Consider the following 15,961-nt stretch of genomic DNA (forward strand, 5'->3'; position numbering starts at 1 on the left):
CAACGTTATTCTTTTATTTTATACATGGCTCATTCAACACAAAACTCTTTTAATTAATACCGTCAAGTAACTGTCGTTTAATTGTTACATTCTCTTCTTATGCTGGCTGCGTTTTTAGCCAAAAAGAAGGAAAAAAAATGTCTGACCGTCTAACTTCACTATGGTGTGCCGCATTAGCCGGTACACTCATCAGTACCCTTGTCACCACAGCCCACGCCAAACCGCTTGAGTCGCCAGATATGTGGTATCTTCAAGGCCAACAAAGTCTGCGTGAAGCTATTAAGCTCAAGCCTAATACCCGTCGCGCAAAAAATATTATTTTATTTGTGGGTGATGGGATGGGGGTCAGCACAGTAACTGCCGGCCGTATTTTTGATGGACAAAGTAAAGGTCAACCAGGTGAAGAAAATCAGTTGAGCTTTGAAAAGCTCCCTTACGTTGGTCTTGCAAAAACCTATAATACCAACCAGCAAACCCCTGATTCTGCTGGAACAATGACGGCAATGATGACCGGTGTAAAAACCCGTGCTGGTTACATATCCGTTGACCAGATTCCTGACCGAGGTGATTGCACTCCTGCTCAAGGCCATCACTTAAAAACATTGTTAGAGCACGCAGAGCAAGTAGGTATGGCTACAGGTGTCGTCACAACAGCACGCTTAACCCATGCGACCCCAGCCGCAACATATGCCCATGTTACAGAGCGTGGCTGGGAAAGTGATGATGAAATGCCTTCAAAAGCACGTCGTCAGGGCTGTAAAGACATTGCCCAACAACTGTTGGCGTTTCCCTATGGTGATGGTTTAGAGGTTGCGTTTGGTGGTGGTTGGCGACACTTTATTCCAGAAGGCGAACGTGATTTGCTCAATCACAACCTCCGTGGACAACGTGAAGATGGTCGTAACCTGATTACTGAATGGCTAGAACGCTACCCACGAAAAGGTGCTTTTGTCTGGAATAAAGACCAACTCTCACAACTCGATGATACTAAACAGCATGTGTTAGGTTTATTTAATCGTAGCCATATGTCATTTCATATTGATCAAGAGGGCAGTGATCCACAAGGTGAGCCAACCTTGAAAATGATGACACAAAAAGCATTAACGATTTTACGTAAACGGCCACAAGGCTTTTTCCTTATGGTAGAAAATGGCCGTATTGATCACGGGCATCATGCGGGTAATGCATATCGTGCCTTACATGAAACCCAAGCTTTTGCTGACGCCATTCAAGCTACATTGTCAATGGTGGACTTAAAAGATACCTTAGTTATCGTCACTGCAGATCACAGTCATGTGTTCACCATGGCGGGCTATCCAACACGTGGTAATCCAATTTTAGGGAAAGTTCGTGGTAATGACAGCAAAGGCCAACCTAAAAATAAAAACACCCTGGCCGATGACGACTTGCCTTACACTACACTCGGTTATATGAATGGACCTGGCGCAGCCGGTGATCGTAGTCGTGATGATTTAACATCCGTTGACACAACACATAACCACTTTCAACAACAAGCGCTTATTCCAACCTCTTCTGAAACCCACAGTGGTGAGGATGTTGCCATTTATGCCGGAGGCCCCTGGGCCCACCTGATTCATGGTACACATGAGCAAAACTATATTTTTCATGTCATGCACCATGCTGCCCAGTTGAACCAAACGCGCTAATCATTTATATGACCGTTCAGCCAGGCAATTTGCCTGGCTTTTAAATAAATTTTATACGACAGTTAGATTCTATTACCCATTGAAACAAAGCATTATATAAATACACACAATGCGTAGCATAACAGCAATATACAAACACTGATGCAGATCAGGATAATAATAGGAGCATGTTAACCAAAATCAAATAAGGATAACAACAGTGAAAAAGCTCGTTGGCAGTTTAGTTCTCTCATTATTTGTATTACCTGTTTATGCAACAGACTCTGCAGATGAAAAATGTAATCATATCGTTGATCTAGATAAGCAAATGCAATGTCTTGCTGATTATCTGGATTCTTTACCACGCCCTCGCTTTAGCGATCGTGCCTTAAAGCAAAACGAAGTCGTTGTCAAAGATGCTTTGAGCAAAATAACTCAATTAAATGGTAAATATTTTGAGTGGAAATCAGATAACCGCAAAGATATTGGTGTTATCGCTCAAGAAGTTGAAACGGTTTTCCCAGAACTCGTGACTACTGATAACAAAACACAGTTTAAACAAGTTAACTATGCAGGCCTGATAGGCGTTCTCATTGAAGCGGTTAAAGAGCTTAAAAAAGAGAATGAGACCTTAAAACAACAACTTGGCCTGAGCTATTAAAGCGCCACAATTACTTGGTTAAACAAAAGAAGACATCACCAATGAGAAAAACCATTTTAACAACTGCATTTTTAATGATTTCATCAGTAGCAGTTGCAGGCTCTCCTCTAATGTGCAGCCATCTCACAGGAGAAGCATACACAGAGTGTCTTATTAAACCCAACTTTTTAAGGTTTAGCGACCGTAGGCTAAAACAAAATGAGACTGCTATTGACGATGCCATACGTAAAGTAACGCTACTTAATGGCAAATACTTTGAGTGGAAATATGATAGTCGTAAGGACATCGGCGTCATCGCTCAGGAAGTTGAAACAGTATTTCCCGAGCTGGTGACTACCGATAAAAAAACACAGTTTAAACAAGTTAACTATGCTGGGCTGATTGGTGTTCTTATTGAGGCAGTTAAAGAGTTAAAAAAAGACAATGATCAGCTAAAACATCAATTAGGCTTATATTATTAACCTTAACACTTAAACATTGAACACCAACACTTTAACAATACACTTGCTGTACCTACAATATACCCTTCGCTGTGAGTATAGTATTGTTAAAGTGGCTCAACCCCAATTAAACCTACATGCACACTGCCTTTTGGGTAAGACATTTGTATTGTAGTTTTTTGTCCATTTGCATTGACTATTGTGTACTGACGACCAATTTGAGTTCTCAAGCCATTGTCAATAAAAGCCCAAAAAGAGGCTTTATTAAAATTCTTTTCTCTGCCAGCCCTGACTGTCTGTATCATACCAACATGTTCTCTGACTTTATTTAAAAATTTCCCGAGTTTTTCTTGACTTGGCACATGAGCAGCAGGAAACAGTTCAGATAGTAGCTGAGGATTATTTAGATTAATAGCATCAACCACTTTGTAGGCATTAGCATCTCGTTGGGCATCAAGCTGCTGCTGGCTAACAGGGTTTTGGCTAGAAAATGACGCAAAACTGAATATAAACAAACCAAACAGTAGTCCGATATTTATTTTGTACTTTAAACCCATAATAATGTTTCCCATTATCAATTTTGTCTAACCCTAGGACCAATTAATTATATTCAAGTTCAGTGTACAATAGCTTGAGGTGTGTGGTGGGGTGTACAGCTATGATATGGAGGGACGTAATAGTTCGTGATAAATATAGGAGTGAAGACTAAATTAACAATCGGTACAATATTTCGATTTTATTTTTTGTAAATACCCCTTAGCTGAAAGCTCTTGTAAATGACGATTAAACAATGTAACCAGTTCAGCAGGCACTGTTTTACGAGAAAACATAACATGAATATCACTTTCATAAAGGGGCAGGGGATAACGTATTGCTCTTTTACTATTATCCTTATTTAAAAAATTATACCCAACAAAATAGGTCTCCGCTAAAAATCCATTGATACGTCCTTGCAGTAACAAAGGATAAAGTTGTTTGTCTCGAGCAACAATCACCAGCTGTTCTCTAAAAGCTCTTGATTTTAAAAGCTGTTCGTATTCCTCTCCATAGTAATATCCCCGCGTGACACCAAGTGTAAAGGGTAGGTAAACTATTTCGCCCAAAGTTTTAAACGTATAATTATTTTTCTCTTCGGCACGAATATACAGTGCCATCTTTTCTTTACGATAGGGTTGTGAAAAATAGCTGGAATCCATTCGTTCAGCTGTTTTTGATGCACCGAGTAGAATATCAACAGAACCTGTTTGTATATCAATCAATAACCGTTGCCAAGGACGCTCCGCAAACGACAGCTCACACTGTGTCCAAGCGAATATAGCTTGTAAAATATCCAGATCTAAACCGGTATAAGTTCCTTGCTCATTCTGAAACTGAAAGGGCTCCCAATGCTCCCAGCCCACGATTAATGGAACCTCACAGAGTTTTTTTGCGTCCCCCGCAGTTCCTCTTTCAGAAAAAACGCAAATAATCAGGATAATTAAAGCAAGACTGACTTCTTTCACTTGTAATGGACTAGCATATTTGCAAAATTATCAGAAATATCTTTCATCATATCGCTTTGCTTCAGTGATTGTTGAACATTATCAGAGACTTCACTACTTAATTTAGCAATACTATTTATACTTCGATTCATTTCATCAAAGACTGCGGTTTGCTCTTCTGCCGCTGCTGCAATTTGAGAGTTCATATCATCTATTTCCTGAATGCGCTCTATGATGCTGGTTAGTGTACTCGCAGCAACCTCGGCACGTTCTACACTTTGGTCTGCACTTGTCTTATTAGCACTCATTAAATTAACCACATCAGTCACACTACTTTTTAAGCTGGCGATCATATCCTGAATTTCTTTTGTCGAGGTTTGAGTTCGCTGAGCCAATGTACGAACTTCATCCGCAACCACTGCAAACCCCCGACCTTGTTCACCTGCTCGCGCCGCTTCAATAGCCGCATTTAACGCTAACAGGTTAGTTTGCTCTGAAATGTCTTGTATTTGCCCCACAAACCCCTCTATTTTAGCCATATCACTGTCAACTTCTGCTACAGCGTCTACAGCTTTTTGCACATCAGTGGCAAGGGTACTAATAGCCGTCATATTACTTTGCACAGCCTGCCCACCTTCTTCAGCAACTTGACGTGCTTGATTAGATGATTCAGAAGTACTATGCGCGTTACGGGCCACCTCTTGCGAAGAGGCAACCATTTCATTCATAGCTGCCGCTAACTGGTCAAGTTCTGAATTCTGCTGGTTAAATGCAATATCTGACCGTTCAGCAGTATGTAAAATAGATTGCGCTTCCTCTTGTAAGGTAGAGGTGGTTTTTTTTAAAGAATCGACTAAACTTCGAACCGCGCCTATCATTGCCTGGAAAGAGCGAGTCATGCTCGCAACTTCATCATTTCCTTCAGCCTGCAAGTTTTGCTGTAGGTTGCCTTCAACAGCCTGTTCTAAACTTTGTTCAACCGCTTTAATACGGCTGGTGATGTGCCTGGTTAAACGCCAGCTTACTATAATACCAATAATGATTAGCACCAAACTAACTGAGAGCCGTTGCATTGTTGAAGCAAAAAACTCATTTTCAACATCATCCACATAGCTACCTGTACCAATGACCCATCCCCAGGGTTTATAAAGCCGTGCATAAGACATTTTGGGAAAGACTTCATCTTTTGAAAAACCAGGCTTTTGCCAATAGTAAAAGAATGACCCTCCACCTGCTTTTGCAACCTTCGTTGCCTCTCGGATAGGGTATACACCGTCAGGTCCCTTGAGGTTAGTCATGTCTTTCCCCACTTTATCTGGCAACATGGGGTGCGCTAAAAATTTATTATTTAAATCATTGATCCAAAAATAATTACCGTCATTAAAACGAATCTCATTGATTGTTTCCAATGCCATCGATTGAGCTTTTTCCGCCCCTAGACTACCTTGCTGGGAATGATAGTACTGTAAAGTAGAATGAATCACTTCAGTGAGTGCTGCCGCCTCATGTTGGCGCTGCGAAAAAAGTTTGTCGCGCTCTTGGTAGCCTGCAACAATATCTTTAATGACTAGTAATACCAACAAAAACGCTACTAATAAGCCAATTTTTTTACCCAGACTTAGGGCCATGACTACACCTCACCCGCACATTGTCAAGACGCTTTTCCCTAAGTGTATCAGTGTTTTACTGATATAATTCTTCAAAAACACATAATCTATTTTTAGTGAAATGACTACCATCGATCTGTAGCATTTTGGTGACTCAATGATAATAGTTTAATAACTCATAGCTACTGTATGAACACTCAAGAAAAATTAGGGCTGTCCTTAAAAATGAGCAATTCTTAGACGTTGATGTATGCCAATAGGCACCAAACATATGCAGACTATAGGCAAAGCTTTTTCTGAGCAGGGCTTTTTAAACGTGAAGTAATATGCGATTGCCCTGGATAGTAGATTTTATTGGCTGTGTTTCATTAGTTGTTTTATAAAGTCAGTATCAATAAATTGAGCCACAATATCATCTAGTTCTCCACTTTTTTTCATCTTGTAAAGCTCTATATCAAATTTAATTGCAAAATCTTTTTTATAGGGAAAATTTTTCTCATCATCAATATCGGTATAACCTAAGTGTCCAGTATTTTTAGATATTTGCAGTACCTCTTTTAGCTTTAAACGATTATTTTTATGCTTTTGAAAATCAGCCTGCTCCATGGTTTTAGCCATATACCAAGCAAATGGAAGCCTAGAGGTAACAGTACAATCTGTTCGTTCAAGTAATAAGGCTTTAACTGTATCCTCAATCGAATTTACCCAATTCAAACTGATTTTATTCTCTTCAGCTTGTTCGAGGAAGCGTTCTCCTGCTCGACCATCGCCTCTAAACATAACAAAACCTAAACCCTGAAAATCGTCTGGCCACACACGTCTGTCTTTATTAAGTACACGCTTATTACAGATAACGACATCAAGTTGGGTATAAAGCGGCTGAGAGTAAGGCCAAATATATGGTCGTTTTGGTTCAGTATCTGTAAGCCAGTCATGAGCATGAAAATAGGGAGGCAGTATAGCAAATGCTTTTCCTTGTTTGACCAGGGATTTTGCTCGACTCCAGGGAACCACTCGAAAAACTAAACTATAATCTTTCATCCTTGAGATAGCCGTTCTTGTGATTTCAATATAAATACCCGTTAACTCTCCTTTATCGTTACGATAAGCATAAGGAGGCAGAATATCGTAAGTATAAATTTCTACTGGTTGAATCGACTCAACTGGAAAAGATACCAGCATCCAAGAAATTAGAAATAAACTTTTAATACTTTTTCGAAGGCTTAAACTCATACCATTTTCTGATGTACTTTCACAGTAAAGTTTTAAAAAGGATAGCTGAAGTAGATAAGGAAAGCGATAGAGGAAGCGGGGTAGGGGAAACGCTACTTTGTTTAGTAATCCTTTAATAATATTTTTGGCTGATGGACAATTTGAGCGCTTAAAACAATAATGCAGCACTATGAAAAGAACATTTTTTAATTCCTTATCGATTACATTTCTTTTCTCATTAAACATCCACTGGGACCATAGCTTTGGCAAATAGCTACATTATTATCTTTTTTAAATCCATACCTTGACCAAAATGGCGTAGTAAGTTGCACCGAAACTAACATTATTTCCTGAACATTTGCAGCTAATGCAGTTTCTAATAAATCCTCTACTAACCTATGCGCAACACCATTACCTCTTGAATGCTGATCAACCGCTAAGTCGTGTAGGTAAAGTCGTGAACATGCTTTTTCTGAGACAGTAATTTTTTCATGGAGCTTCGGCGGAGCTTTTTTTGCCCAAGGATGGGCTAACAAATAGCCAAGAACACAACCATCATATGCAAAAACTTTACAGGTACATGGTGATACGACCCACTTACTTTTTAAAACACTAATATCTTCAGGTTCGACTTCATAATAAGACTGCGCTTGAATCTGTTCAATTGAGTCCCAATCACTCTCAATGATTTTTCTTATGCACATCAACTATACTCCAAGGCTCACATTTTTTCGTTTAAAGCATGATTATGCTTAATAACATATATGGCTTTATACAATGAAAGCCTTATATTTTCTTTGTGATTTATAAAATAACTCGTCAAATTCAATAGGTGAGTTTTTTTAGCACTAAGCTGAATATAAAAAACTACACCTTTCTTTTATAGCTTTCATTCATCATGCCAGCAGTCTTGTTGCGTCCGATCATCTAGTTTATCCCATTCCTGCATACGCGGACGAGTCAACCATTTCCACAAACGTTTAAGCATGGAACTTCTCCTGATTGAAAAAATGCTTATGTACTCAGAAACAGGCGCGCTTGCTCAATGGCTGTCAGCAGTTTATTGTATGCAGTAACGCATTACTAGACGAATTAAAGCAGGTTCAAACTGCAAATATGCATAACTTAAACTGGGATGATCTTCGGATATTACTCGCGGTCGCGGATACTGGTAGCCAATCTGCTGCAGCTACACGTTTAGCTATCAATCAGACCACCATATCCCGCCGTCTGCGCCAACTAGAGCAGCAGTATGGCAAACCATTACTCCATCGTCAGCGCTACGGTTACAGTTTCACCCATGAGGCTGAACTTTTGATCGAGCAAGCCAGGAAAATGGAGTATCACGCCTTAGAAATTGCCCGTGCCCAGGCCAATAGCCAGCGCAATGAACTCAGTGGAAAGGTTATTGTTAGCTCAACGGAAATGGTGCTGAGGTATATGATTGCCCCCAAGTTAACTGAGTTTCGACAATGTTTTCCTCATATTGAACTAGAGCTACTTGCTGACGATAGAGTTGTGAGTCTCTCCCATATGGAAGCAGATATAGCACTGCGCTATGTAAACTCTAAGCAACAGGATCTTGTCCAACGCCGATTACTCACCTTTAAATACCGCTATTTTGCAAGCTCCAGCTATCTGCAACAGTATCCAGTCAACGAGCAGCAGCAACTGAACGGACACCAGTTACTGAAATTTGAGCACAAAACATATCTCTATACCCCACAACAACAACGTGATCTAAAAAATAATAATGTAGTTTTACGAAGCAATCATATTGATATGCTGATCGATGCTTGCTGCAATGGCTTGGGTATACTCAGCATACAAGAGATATTTGGCCGACAGATTCCTGACCTACAAATGATCATGTTACCCCCCCACCGAGAGGCAACACTCTGGATCGCAAGCCATAAAGATAACCGTCACTTGCCTGCTATTCGTGCAGTAATTGATTTTATTGTTAAAATCAGTCAACAAGCTATAGATAAAATATAAACGGTCACAGCATTATTCTTTAATATATTAGTACATGTCGTACAGTAACAGCGTGGTAGTAAGGGTATTGAGCCATGACCACTGCATATAGAGCCAATTTTTCCTTTATTAACAATCTTTAATTAAATTATTATTACTTTCTATGTTTTACTTATACTCTGAGTTAGCCTACAAATCCAGATGTAGGCAAAACGTTACAGATTTCTATTTGATACCACCCATAACTGATGTCTGAATATTTTATTGACTGCAAATACTAAAATGAGTGTGATATTAAAAAAAGATTAGTCATTATTTGCTTTACATGTTATACAGACCAATGCCTGCTCATCATTTATATTTAGCTATTCAAAGCATTTGTCAACCTGGTTTATTAGAAGCCTTTTTAACTATTCAACAACTGATGTAAGGAGCTGAGTTTTGCCATACGTCACGATTAAAAGCCGACAAATACACTACCAAGATCATGGTACAGGATTTCCCATATTATTTGGACACAGCTTTTTGTGGGATTCAAACATGTGGAAACCACAAATTGAAGAGCTGTCAAAAAGCTACCGCTGCATAGTCCCTGATCTATGGAGTCATGGTTTGTCAGACTCACCAGCAAACTCACCTTACACCATTGCTCAAATGGCTGAAGATTATTGGTTACTCACTAAAGCCCTGGGCCTAGAGCACTTTGCGATTGTGGGCCTATCTGTTGGAGGCATGTGGGGTTGCCAATTGGCTCTTAGTCATCCTGAGGCTGTTGTCGCTTTAGTGATGATGGATACATTTGTAGGAGAAGAGCCGGAAGAAACGCATACCCGCTATTTTGGAATGCTCGATATCGTTGAGCAAATAGGCGCAATTCCACCACCTATGCAAGAATCAATTATCCCCTTATTTTTTGCCATCAATACAATTCAAAAAAATTCAGCGCTCGTAAGTCAGTTTAAAAAGGACTTAACGGCTCTTCCTGCAGAACGGATTCCAGGAGTAGTAGGCATTGGTCGTGGAATATTTTCTCGCAGCTCTTTGTTGAGCCAGCTAAACCAGATACGTATGCCAACACTCATCGTTGTAGGTGCAGAAGATAATGCCAGGCCTCCCCATGAAGCAAAGCAAATGGCAGAGATCATTTCCCAAGCCCAATTAGAAGTCATTAGTCATGCGGGACACATATGTAATTTAGAGCAACCCATACAGGTCAATAAGCTACTTAGCCAGTTTTTATCTCAGGCTATAAACACAGACAAATAAAAAATTTTTTAGCACTTGTCTCCTATCTATTATAAAAATGTAGTGGAAAAGGTATATCTAGATACGTTAACTGCAGCGACGAAAAAGGTTTTGCATGGACGCAAATAACATCCCAACAAAAAGTGAAGGGCACTCAAAACGGGCTGTATGGAGTTGGGCTTTTTATGACTGGGCTAACTCTGGATTTGCGACTGTCGTGCTCGCTGGCTTCTTTCCGCTATTATTTCAGGATTTCTGGAGCAGTGACACTGGACCTGCAGAGTCTAATCTGCGTCTAGGTTGGGGCAACAGCATCGCCAGCGTGATCATTGCAATGAGTGCCCCCATTCTTGGCGCGGTGGCTGATCGTTCTGGTACAAAGAAACGCTTCCTTTTCGGCTCACTACTGCTTGGCGTTATTGGCACAGCTCTACTATCAGGTATTGAGGCTGGAAACTGGATGCCCGCCTTGTTTATGTTTATTTGTGCCAGTGTTGGCTTTATGGGTGCTAATGTTTTCTATGACGCATTACTCGTGTCGGTGGCACCTGCGAGCCGCTGGCACATAGTCTCTGGCCTGGGTTTTGGGCTTGGTTATTTAGGCGGTGGTCTGTTATACCTAGGCTGTGTTATCGCTGCACTCAACCCAGAACTGGTCGGTTTGAAAACATCTACAGAAGCTGCAACGACAGCTTTCCTGGTGACTGCCATTTGGTGGACGGTATTCGCAATACCTTTGTTCCTGTTTGTAGATGAACCCGCTGCCAAGTATAAAAATGAAGGAAGTACCTGGACGTATGGGTTCCGACAAGTAGCACGAACAATCCAGCACATTCGCCAACTCAAACCAGTATGGATGTTTCTATTCGCTTACTGGCTGTACATTGATGCAGTGGATACTGTGATTCGGATGGCAGTAGCCTATGGTCGCTCACTCGGATTTGAACGCCAAGACCTCATAATAGCCTTACTCATTGTCCAGTTCGTGGGCTTTCCAGCTGCAATCGCGTTTGGGTATCTGGGTGAACGCCTTGGACCAAAGCGCGGTATCTACCTGGGCCTGTTAGTGTACATAGCTATCTGCATCTGGGGAGCATTCATTCGCCAACCGTGGGAGTTTTATGTCATAGCGGTAATGGTAGGGCTAGTACAAGGTGGAGTGCAGGCACTCAGCCGCTCGTTCTACGCTCGCCTGATTCCAGCCAGTTCAGCAGGTGAATTCTTTGGATTCTATAACCTGCTCGGAAAGTTCGCCGCTTTAATCGGTCCACCATTGTTCGGCCTGTTTGGTACCTGGTTCGGTGATGTGCGCTACTCCATGCTCTCGTTAATTATCTTGCTTGTAGGGGGAGGACTCTTGCTTTGGAAAGTGGATGACCGAAGTTGAGCCACTTAATTATAAAGCCATGCTTTACCCAGATAAGGTTGATTCATTCTCTGTTTTTTTAATGCTTGAGCTTAGCGATAAGATCGATTCATTTTATCGAGACTTTAAATTTGTTTTTTTAAGAAACAATCATAAGAAAATGAATGCTAACAAGACGATAAAAAATGCAGCCTAGGGCCTATTAACGCTAATTTTGTTACAAGGACACCTCTATTAATTTTCCTTTAAAGCACCTGCCCCCAAAATCTACATAATACCCTTCGAACACGCCGTGAATCCTTCCCTAGCGGGTTAGCAATACTTGTATTTGTTCGTAAAGCAGGTGCCAGGAGCACCGTGAGCAGTAGAGACCAAGGATGATCTTCTTCTGCGGGATTAAAAAATAAATTCAAATATTGCATGAGTATATACCCAATACGAATGGTTTTTAGGTGCGGCCATCGAGTGACGAAGCCCCATGAGCTTATATTAATAGTTGATTGGGGTAAGGAGTGAAGATAACAAAACCTAAAAATCATTCGTGAAGGGTATAATCTCTGATTATCACAAACTCTTTTTATATGCGATTGTCCTGGTAATAGCGTGTAATTTTTTTATTAGCCCACCTGAATAATAATTAAGCTTATGCTCTAAAGTGTTAATTATCAATCCAATTAAGAGTGGAAAAATAATGAATAAAACCAAACTCGTATCAACTAAAGAGTTAATTATATTATTTTCGTTAGTTTTTCAATTACCAGTACTTTCATCAAATGCGCAAGCAGCCTGTCCTAATATAAATTGTTCAAACATAAGTGCATCCACATGGACTCATATACAAAATAGCTATTGTAATAACCCATGTGTAGACGGTGGTAGTAGTGCTTTTAATAGTACTCATTGCCTTTCATTAGAAAAAATAACCGAGCTTTGTAATTCAATAGTAGCCGCAGATAACTGTAACGAGGTACCTTTACGAGGCGGTAGGATCATGGGTACTAGCACTTTGATAGATGACTTAGGATATCTAGGCAATAATGCGTGCGCTGCAACAAACAAATCAAGCATCGTATATCAAACAAGCTTTGATCAGGTTCTAACGATATTTCCTGGGCCATGATTTGACAAGGTATAACAAGATAGAATGACGGTTAACGTTTGCCAAATTGACTCATTCTCTTCCGGTGCATGGGCATGTGAACATCCATAGTCAGATCCATGGGGATGTACACGATATCGGATGTTGGTAATGATCATGTCATGTAAGTGGTAGAAACAGGTATATCAGAATACGGCGGCAGCACTCAATAAAGAAGTTGAAACACGTTAAGCATGTTTCGAACATGCTTTTTATTAATTATTTTTAACTTCCCATCATTAAACTTTGTTAATAAATAATAAAAAATATTGCGATCAAAAATAGTTAATTTAGTATTCATTGATCAAGCTGTTATCACATTTGGAGTATCTATGAGTTATACTAAATTACTCTCTGGCCTGGCGGTTGGCCTGTCAGTATCTATTAACGTATTCGCTGTACAAGACCTAACTCCTGAACCAATTAATTTATACGGTGGATTTACATTAGATAGAAATGGAAGTTTTACAAGTTATGCTAATTTAAGCTGTACTAGTGCGCTTGAAGTGAATGTGCTAGAAAAAGCTTCCAGTCCAAATCTGGTATACTTATCTCGTAATCCTGATAAAGATTGCAAACTTATACCTTATAAACAGGAATTTACAATTAATTTGAAGGAATTGCTTATTTATGATGGTAAGTCTACGAACGGACTGGATAAGAAGTTTATTATTACAAATCCAATCATCCTCGATATCAATACTATTAACAATCTTGAAAAACCTAAGAAGCTTGAAACAACAGAAGCTGGTTATAATTATACAGTAACGGAGTTAGGCACTAAAAAGGTAAAAGTTCATGGTAACAACAAAAAGGGAAAATACTATGTGAGCGATATTATTGAGATAGAGATTGGTTCAGAAAAAATAAAAGCGGAAAGATATCGGTATAAAAATTACTGTGAAATAGAGTATTTGAATCCGGCTACAGATTTTTATGAGGATGATAAATGCTATGTATATTTAGATAATTGATTATTGAATCAATATAGTGAACATGGAACAATAACGTCCATAATGCACTAATCTAGGCGCGAAGTTTAGTTGTTCTAAATGAACAATGAGCAACAACGAGTAGTGCTTTTACCATCATAACCCGTCGGGCCGTGATTATTTTTCCACCTAGCGGTGTAGTCATTTATGCAGAATAACTACACCGCATTCCTTGTGCTTTGCTAGGCGAAAAAATAGTCTACGGCAGTGATGATTCAAATAGTGTTAACAGGCCCTAGTATGACCACCTCGTTTTTAATCATGAGGTAAAAGTTTAGACTGCATAATACTTACCCTGATTTTGATGTAGTGAAGGGAAAAAGAGTGTGCTCTTTAATATGGCCCAATCAAGACTCAATTCATATCAGGGAAGTAATATTTCATGAGCTAAGACTGTTAAAGAGCACTATTTCATAGGAGACCTTGCGGCTAATTTCTAGTTATATTCAGATACCAACATATACAAATGTTTATTGCGCATTCACTTTTGCGTAAAATAATATACCCCAAAAGAGGTATTATTTATATGACGATCAAGTTAAATATTTATTGCAAATAATACTCGGGTTTGAAAAAAGGGGGCGCTCATCAATGTAATACGTTTTAACTCACTTAAGGGGAGATAGCATGCAACAGCTCATGAGTTAAAACCATTAAAGAGCACCATAAGAGACCAAAACCCCAGAATGCTTTACTGGTCAAGAGTTCTTTAAACGACTCTTTCAAAGCTTGTTTCCCTGTCATAACTGCGCCTCACTGGTATCTACTACCCATAAAGTAGTATTTTTTAGAATAACAAACCAGTTAAAAATTTCATCATAAAATATTTCACTAACCTTTACATTCAAATTTAAAAGGTATGAATGGTTATTTCGATGCGCAGAATTGTATAATCCAGATCGAAGTAAAATAAACCTGTTGTTGATGTCCAATTAATAAAATGATGCAAAAAACTATAAAAGCTAGCTGACTGTCACTTTACGGGCAAGTGTTAGACTTCTCTACACAGTTGCGTAAATTACTATCATATTCTGGTTTATCAGGATCAGGACATTTAAAAATAAAGTACGCACCACTAAAGCAAGCTATGGCCTCATTACAACTCTGGCAGTAATGATAGATTCCATTTTGTTGTCCAATACAGTTTTCAATACAACTAGATGCATCTTTAGAAGCACCGCACGCAGGATTTGCTGACCGTGGTAAACACTGGTCTAATTCGGGCTGATAAACTAAATTTCCTGGACAGCGTTGTAATATTGTCATACCACTTACACAAACATAAAAGTCTTGGCAGCAAGGGCATGCGGGGTAAGAACCATTTGGCAATGTTGAGCAATCGAATTGATTAGCACTTATTTTTCCACTCAGAGTGAATAAAACTACAAATAAATTAGTAATTAATTTTATATAGCTATTCATGGCATCCTCTCCATTTGATGCTTTATTTCCCAGGCTTTACTTCATACTCCTTATCTTAATTATTGCATCAAATAGCCAACTGCAAGTGAGGTGATTGTGAAGCATAAAAGTATAACGCAACTGTAGGAGTAACATTTTTACGACTTTGAAACTAAACCTAGAAACAGTATTACGGGCACACTCTAAAAATAGTGACTTTTTTGTAAGAGCAAGGAAGCACTGGACAGTGGATCACAGTGTATAAGGAATACATGAGGATCGGTTTAAGTTTCCGTCCGTAGGTCCAATGATACCGCTGTATAAGCAACAACAGGGTACGCTGGAAGCATTGAAGGCTAGGCCAAGTAGGGGATATGCTGATAATGGAGGAATTGAAGTACCTAATGGAAGTTTGTGAAGATGCTCCACCGGTCCAATAGGTACCTAATCGTTTTTAGTCGACAACCTGAACGTTGATAGCACAAGGTCCTTTCTGGCTTTCGCCTACCTCAAACTCTACTTTGTCACCATCGCGAGGCTCGTGGCCTTGGATTTGTGACACATGAAAAAACAGGTCTTTACCTTCGCTAGGGGTGATAAAGCCAAAACCTTTTGTTTCACTAAAAAACTTAACTGTACCTGTGCTCATTCTATTCTCGCGCCTTGTGAATTCAGCAATACTTATAGAGGTTTATAACGCATAAAGCAAATTATTTAAACCATAATCACTGTATTTACTAGCCTTTTCCAAGTCTATCTCACCCAAAAACAACACGAAGCCTAATAATACAAGCC

The 15,961-nt window shown here is 39.5% G+C and carries 15 protein-coding genes; 8 read left to right on the top strand and 7 right to left on the bottom strand.

Annotated features, from left to right (window positions below; translation table 11 throughout):
• The first annotated feature begins 137 nt into the window (after positions 1 to 137).
• The 3 genes from KHS79_RS06980 (at position 138) to KHS79_RS06990 (ending at position 2,768) form a co-directional block, all read left to right on the top strand.
• Positions 138 to 1,667 (top strand): alkaline phosphatase, encoded by a 1,530-nt coding sequence (locus KHS79_RS06980; protein ID WP_212717836.1) that lies wholly within the window; start codon positions 138 to 140, stop codon positions 1,665 to 1,667.
• 199 nt (positions 1,668 to 1,866) lie between these two features.
• A complete protein-coding gene (locus KHS79_RS06985; RefSeq protein WP_212717838.1) occupies positions 1,867 to 2,307 on the top strand; it encodes a tail fiber domain-containing protein in 441 nt (146 codons plus the stop codon).
• 41 nt (positions 2,308 to 2,348) lie between these two features.
• Positions 2,349 to 2,768: a tail fiber domain-containing protein gene (locus KHS79_RS06990; protein WP_212717839.1), complete on the top strand. Its 420-nt coding sequence runs from the start codon at positions 2,349 to 2,351 to the stop codon at positions 2,766 to 2,768.
• 86 nt (positions 2,769 to 2,854) lie between these two features.
• Here the strand turns inward: KHS79_RS06990 and KHS79_RS06995 are convergent, their stop codons facing one another.
• The 5 genes from KHS79_RS06995 to KHS79_RS07015 all read right to left on the bottom strand — a co-directional run bounded on the left by KHS79_RS06995 (position 2,855) and on the right by KHS79_RS07015 (position 7,751).
• Positions 2,855 to 3,304, bottom strand: a complete 450-nt coding sequence (locus KHS79_RS06995; RefSeq protein WP_212717841.1) for a hypothetical protein — start codon at positions 3,302 to 3,304, stop codon at positions 2,855 to 2,857.
• Between the two features lie 153 nt (positions 3,305 to 3,457).
• The gene (locus KHS79_RS07000) at positions 3,458 to 4,249 is read right to left on the bottom strand and encodes a substrate-binding periplasmic protein (RefSeq protein WP_212717843.1); all 792 of its coding nucleotides are present in this window, start codon (positions 4,247 to 4,249) and stop codon (positions 3,458 to 3,460) included.
• On the bottom strand, positions 4,246 to 5,856 hold the full coding sequence (locus tag KHS79_RS07005) for a methyl-accepting chemotaxis protein (protein ID WP_212717844.1): 1,611 nt from the start codon (positions 5,854 to 5,856) through the stop codon (positions 4,246 to 4,248). The genes KHS79_RS07000 and KHS79_RS07005 overlap by 4 nt, the downstream gene beginning before the upstream one ends.
• Positions 5,857 to 6,186: 330 nt before the next feature.
• Positions 6,187 to 7,293 carry a substrate-binding periplasmic protein gene (locus tag KHS79_RS07010; RefSeq protein WP_212717845.1) on the bottom strand — a complete coding sequence of 369 codons (1,107 nt, stop codon included), beginning with the start codon at positions 7,291 to 7,293 and terminating at the stop codon, positions 6,187 to 6,189.
• Positions 7,269 to 7,751: a GNAT family N-acetyltransferase gene (locus tag KHS79_RS07015; RefSeq protein ID WP_212717846.1), complete on the bottom strand. Its 483-nt coding sequence runs from the start codon at positions 7,749 to 7,751 to the stop codon at positions 7,269 to 7,271. The genes KHS79_RS07010 and KHS79_RS07015 overlap by 25 nt, the downstream gene beginning before the upstream one ends.
• A gap of 298 nt (positions 7,752 to 8,049) precedes the next feature.
• On the opposite strand from KHS79_RS07015, the gene KHS79_RS07020 reads away from it, so the two are divergent.
• The 5 genes from KHS79_RS07020 to KHS79_RS07040 all read left to right on the top strand — a co-directional run bounded on the left by KHS79_RS07020 (position 8,050) and on the right by KHS79_RS07040 (position 13,747).
• The gene (locus KHS79_RS07020) at positions 8,050 to 9,045 is read left to right on the top strand and encodes a LysR family transcriptional regulator (protein WP_212717847.1); all 996 of its coding nucleotides are present in this window, start codon (positions 8,050 to 8,052) and stop codon (positions 9,043 to 9,045) included.
• Between the two features lie 420 nt (positions 9,046 to 9,465).
• Positions 9,466 to 10,290, top strand: a complete 825-nt coding sequence (locus KHS79_RS07025; RefSeq protein ID WP_212717848.1) for an alpha/beta fold hydrolase — start codon at positions 9,466 to 9,468, stop codon at positions 10,288 to 10,290.
• A gap of 94 nt (positions 10,291 to 10,384) precedes the next feature.
• Positions 10,385 to 11,656, top strand: a complete 1,272-nt coding sequence (locus tag KHS79_RS07030) for an MFS transporter (protein ID WP_212717849.1) — start codon at positions 10,385 to 10,387, stop codon at positions 11,654 to 11,656.
• Entirely contained in the window at positions 11,643 to 11,831 is a 189-nt protein-coding gene (locus KHS79_RS07035) for a hypothetical protein (RefSeq protein WP_212717850.1), read from the top strand. Before KHS79_RS07030 ends, KHS79_RS07035 begins: the two co-directional genes overlap by 14 nt.
• A 1,274-nt stretch (positions 11,832 to 13,105) precedes the next feature.
• Positions 13,106 to 13,747 (top strand): hypothetical protein, encoded by a 642-nt coding sequence (locus KHS79_RS07040; protein ID WP_212717851.1) that lies wholly within the window; start codon positions 13,106 to 13,108, stop codon positions 13,745 to 13,747.
• Positions 13,748 to 14,743: 996 nt separating this feature from the next.
• Here the strand turns inward: KHS79_RS07040 and KHS79_RS07045 are convergent.
• Both KHS79_RS07045 and KHS79_RS07050 read right to left on the bottom strand, forming a co-directional pair.
• Positions 14,744 to 15,187 (bottom strand): chitin binding peritrophin-A domain-containing protein, encoded by a 444-nt coding sequence (locus KHS79_RS07045; protein ID WP_212717853.1) that lies wholly within the window; start codon positions 15,185 to 15,187, stop codon positions 14,744 to 14,746.
• Between the two features lie 433 nt (positions 15,188 to 15,620).
• Complete coding sequence (locus KHS79_RS07050) at positions 15,621 to 15,815, bottom strand: cold-shock protein (RefSeq protein ID WP_027708070.1); 195 nt, start codon at positions 15,813 to 15,815, stop codon at positions 15,621 to 15,623.
• Positions 15,816 to 15,961 lie beyond the last annotated feature (146 nt).

It is taken from the genome of Zooshikella ganghwensis, assembly GCF_018263875.1.
In the GTDB taxonomy this organism is placed as follows: domain Bacteria; phylum Pseudomonadota; class Gammaproteobacteria; order Pseudomonadales; family Zooshikellaceae; genus Zooshikella; species Zooshikella ganghwensis.

Bases quoted from the DNA above. Each gene is read 5' to 3' on its own strand.
- KHS79_RS07030 (WP_212717849.1), top strand. From the start codon at position 10,385: ATGGACGCAAATAACATCCCAACAAAAAGTGAAGGGCACTCAAAACGG.
- KHS79_RS07015 (WP_212717846.1), bottom strand. From the start codon at position 7,751: ATGTGCATAAGAAAAATCATTGAGAGTGATTGGGACTCAATTGAACAG.
- KHS79_RS07010 (WP_212717845.1), bottom strand. From the start codon at position 7,293: ATGTTTAATGAGAAAAGAAATGTAATCGATAAGGAATTAAAAAATGTT.
- KHS79_RS07050 (WP_027708070.1), bottom strand. From the start codon at position 15,815: ATGAGCACAGGTACAGTTAAGTTTTTTAGTGAAACAAAAGGTTTTGGC.
- KHS79_RS07045 (WP_212717853.1), bottom strand. From the start codon at position 15,187: ATGAATAGCTATATAAAATTAATTACTAATTTATTTGTAGTTTTATTC.
- KHS79_RS06990 (WP_212717839.1), top strand. From the start codon at position 2,349: ATGAGAAAAACCATTTTAACAACTGCATTTTTAATGATTTCATCAGTA.
- KHS79_RS07040 (WP_212717851.1), top strand. From the start codon at position 13,106: ATGAGTTATACTAAATTACTCTCTGGCCTGGCGGTTGGCCTGTCAGTA.
- KHS79_RS06980 (WP_212717836.1), top strand. From the start codon at position 138: ATGTCTGACCGTCTAACTTCACTATGGTGTGCCGCATTAGCCGGTACA.
- KHS79_RS07035 (WP_212717850.1), top strand. From the start codon at position 11,643: ATGACCGAAGTTGAGCCACTTAATTATAAAGCCATGCTTTACCCAGAT.
- KHS79_RS07005 (WP_212717844.1), bottom strand. From the start codon at position 5,856: ATGGCCCTAAGTCTGGGTAAAAAAATTGGCTTATTAGTAGCGTTTTTG.
- KHS79_RS06995 (WP_212717841.1), bottom strand. From the start codon at position 3,304: ATGGGTTTAAAGTACAAAATAAATATCGGACTACTGTTTGGTTTGTTT.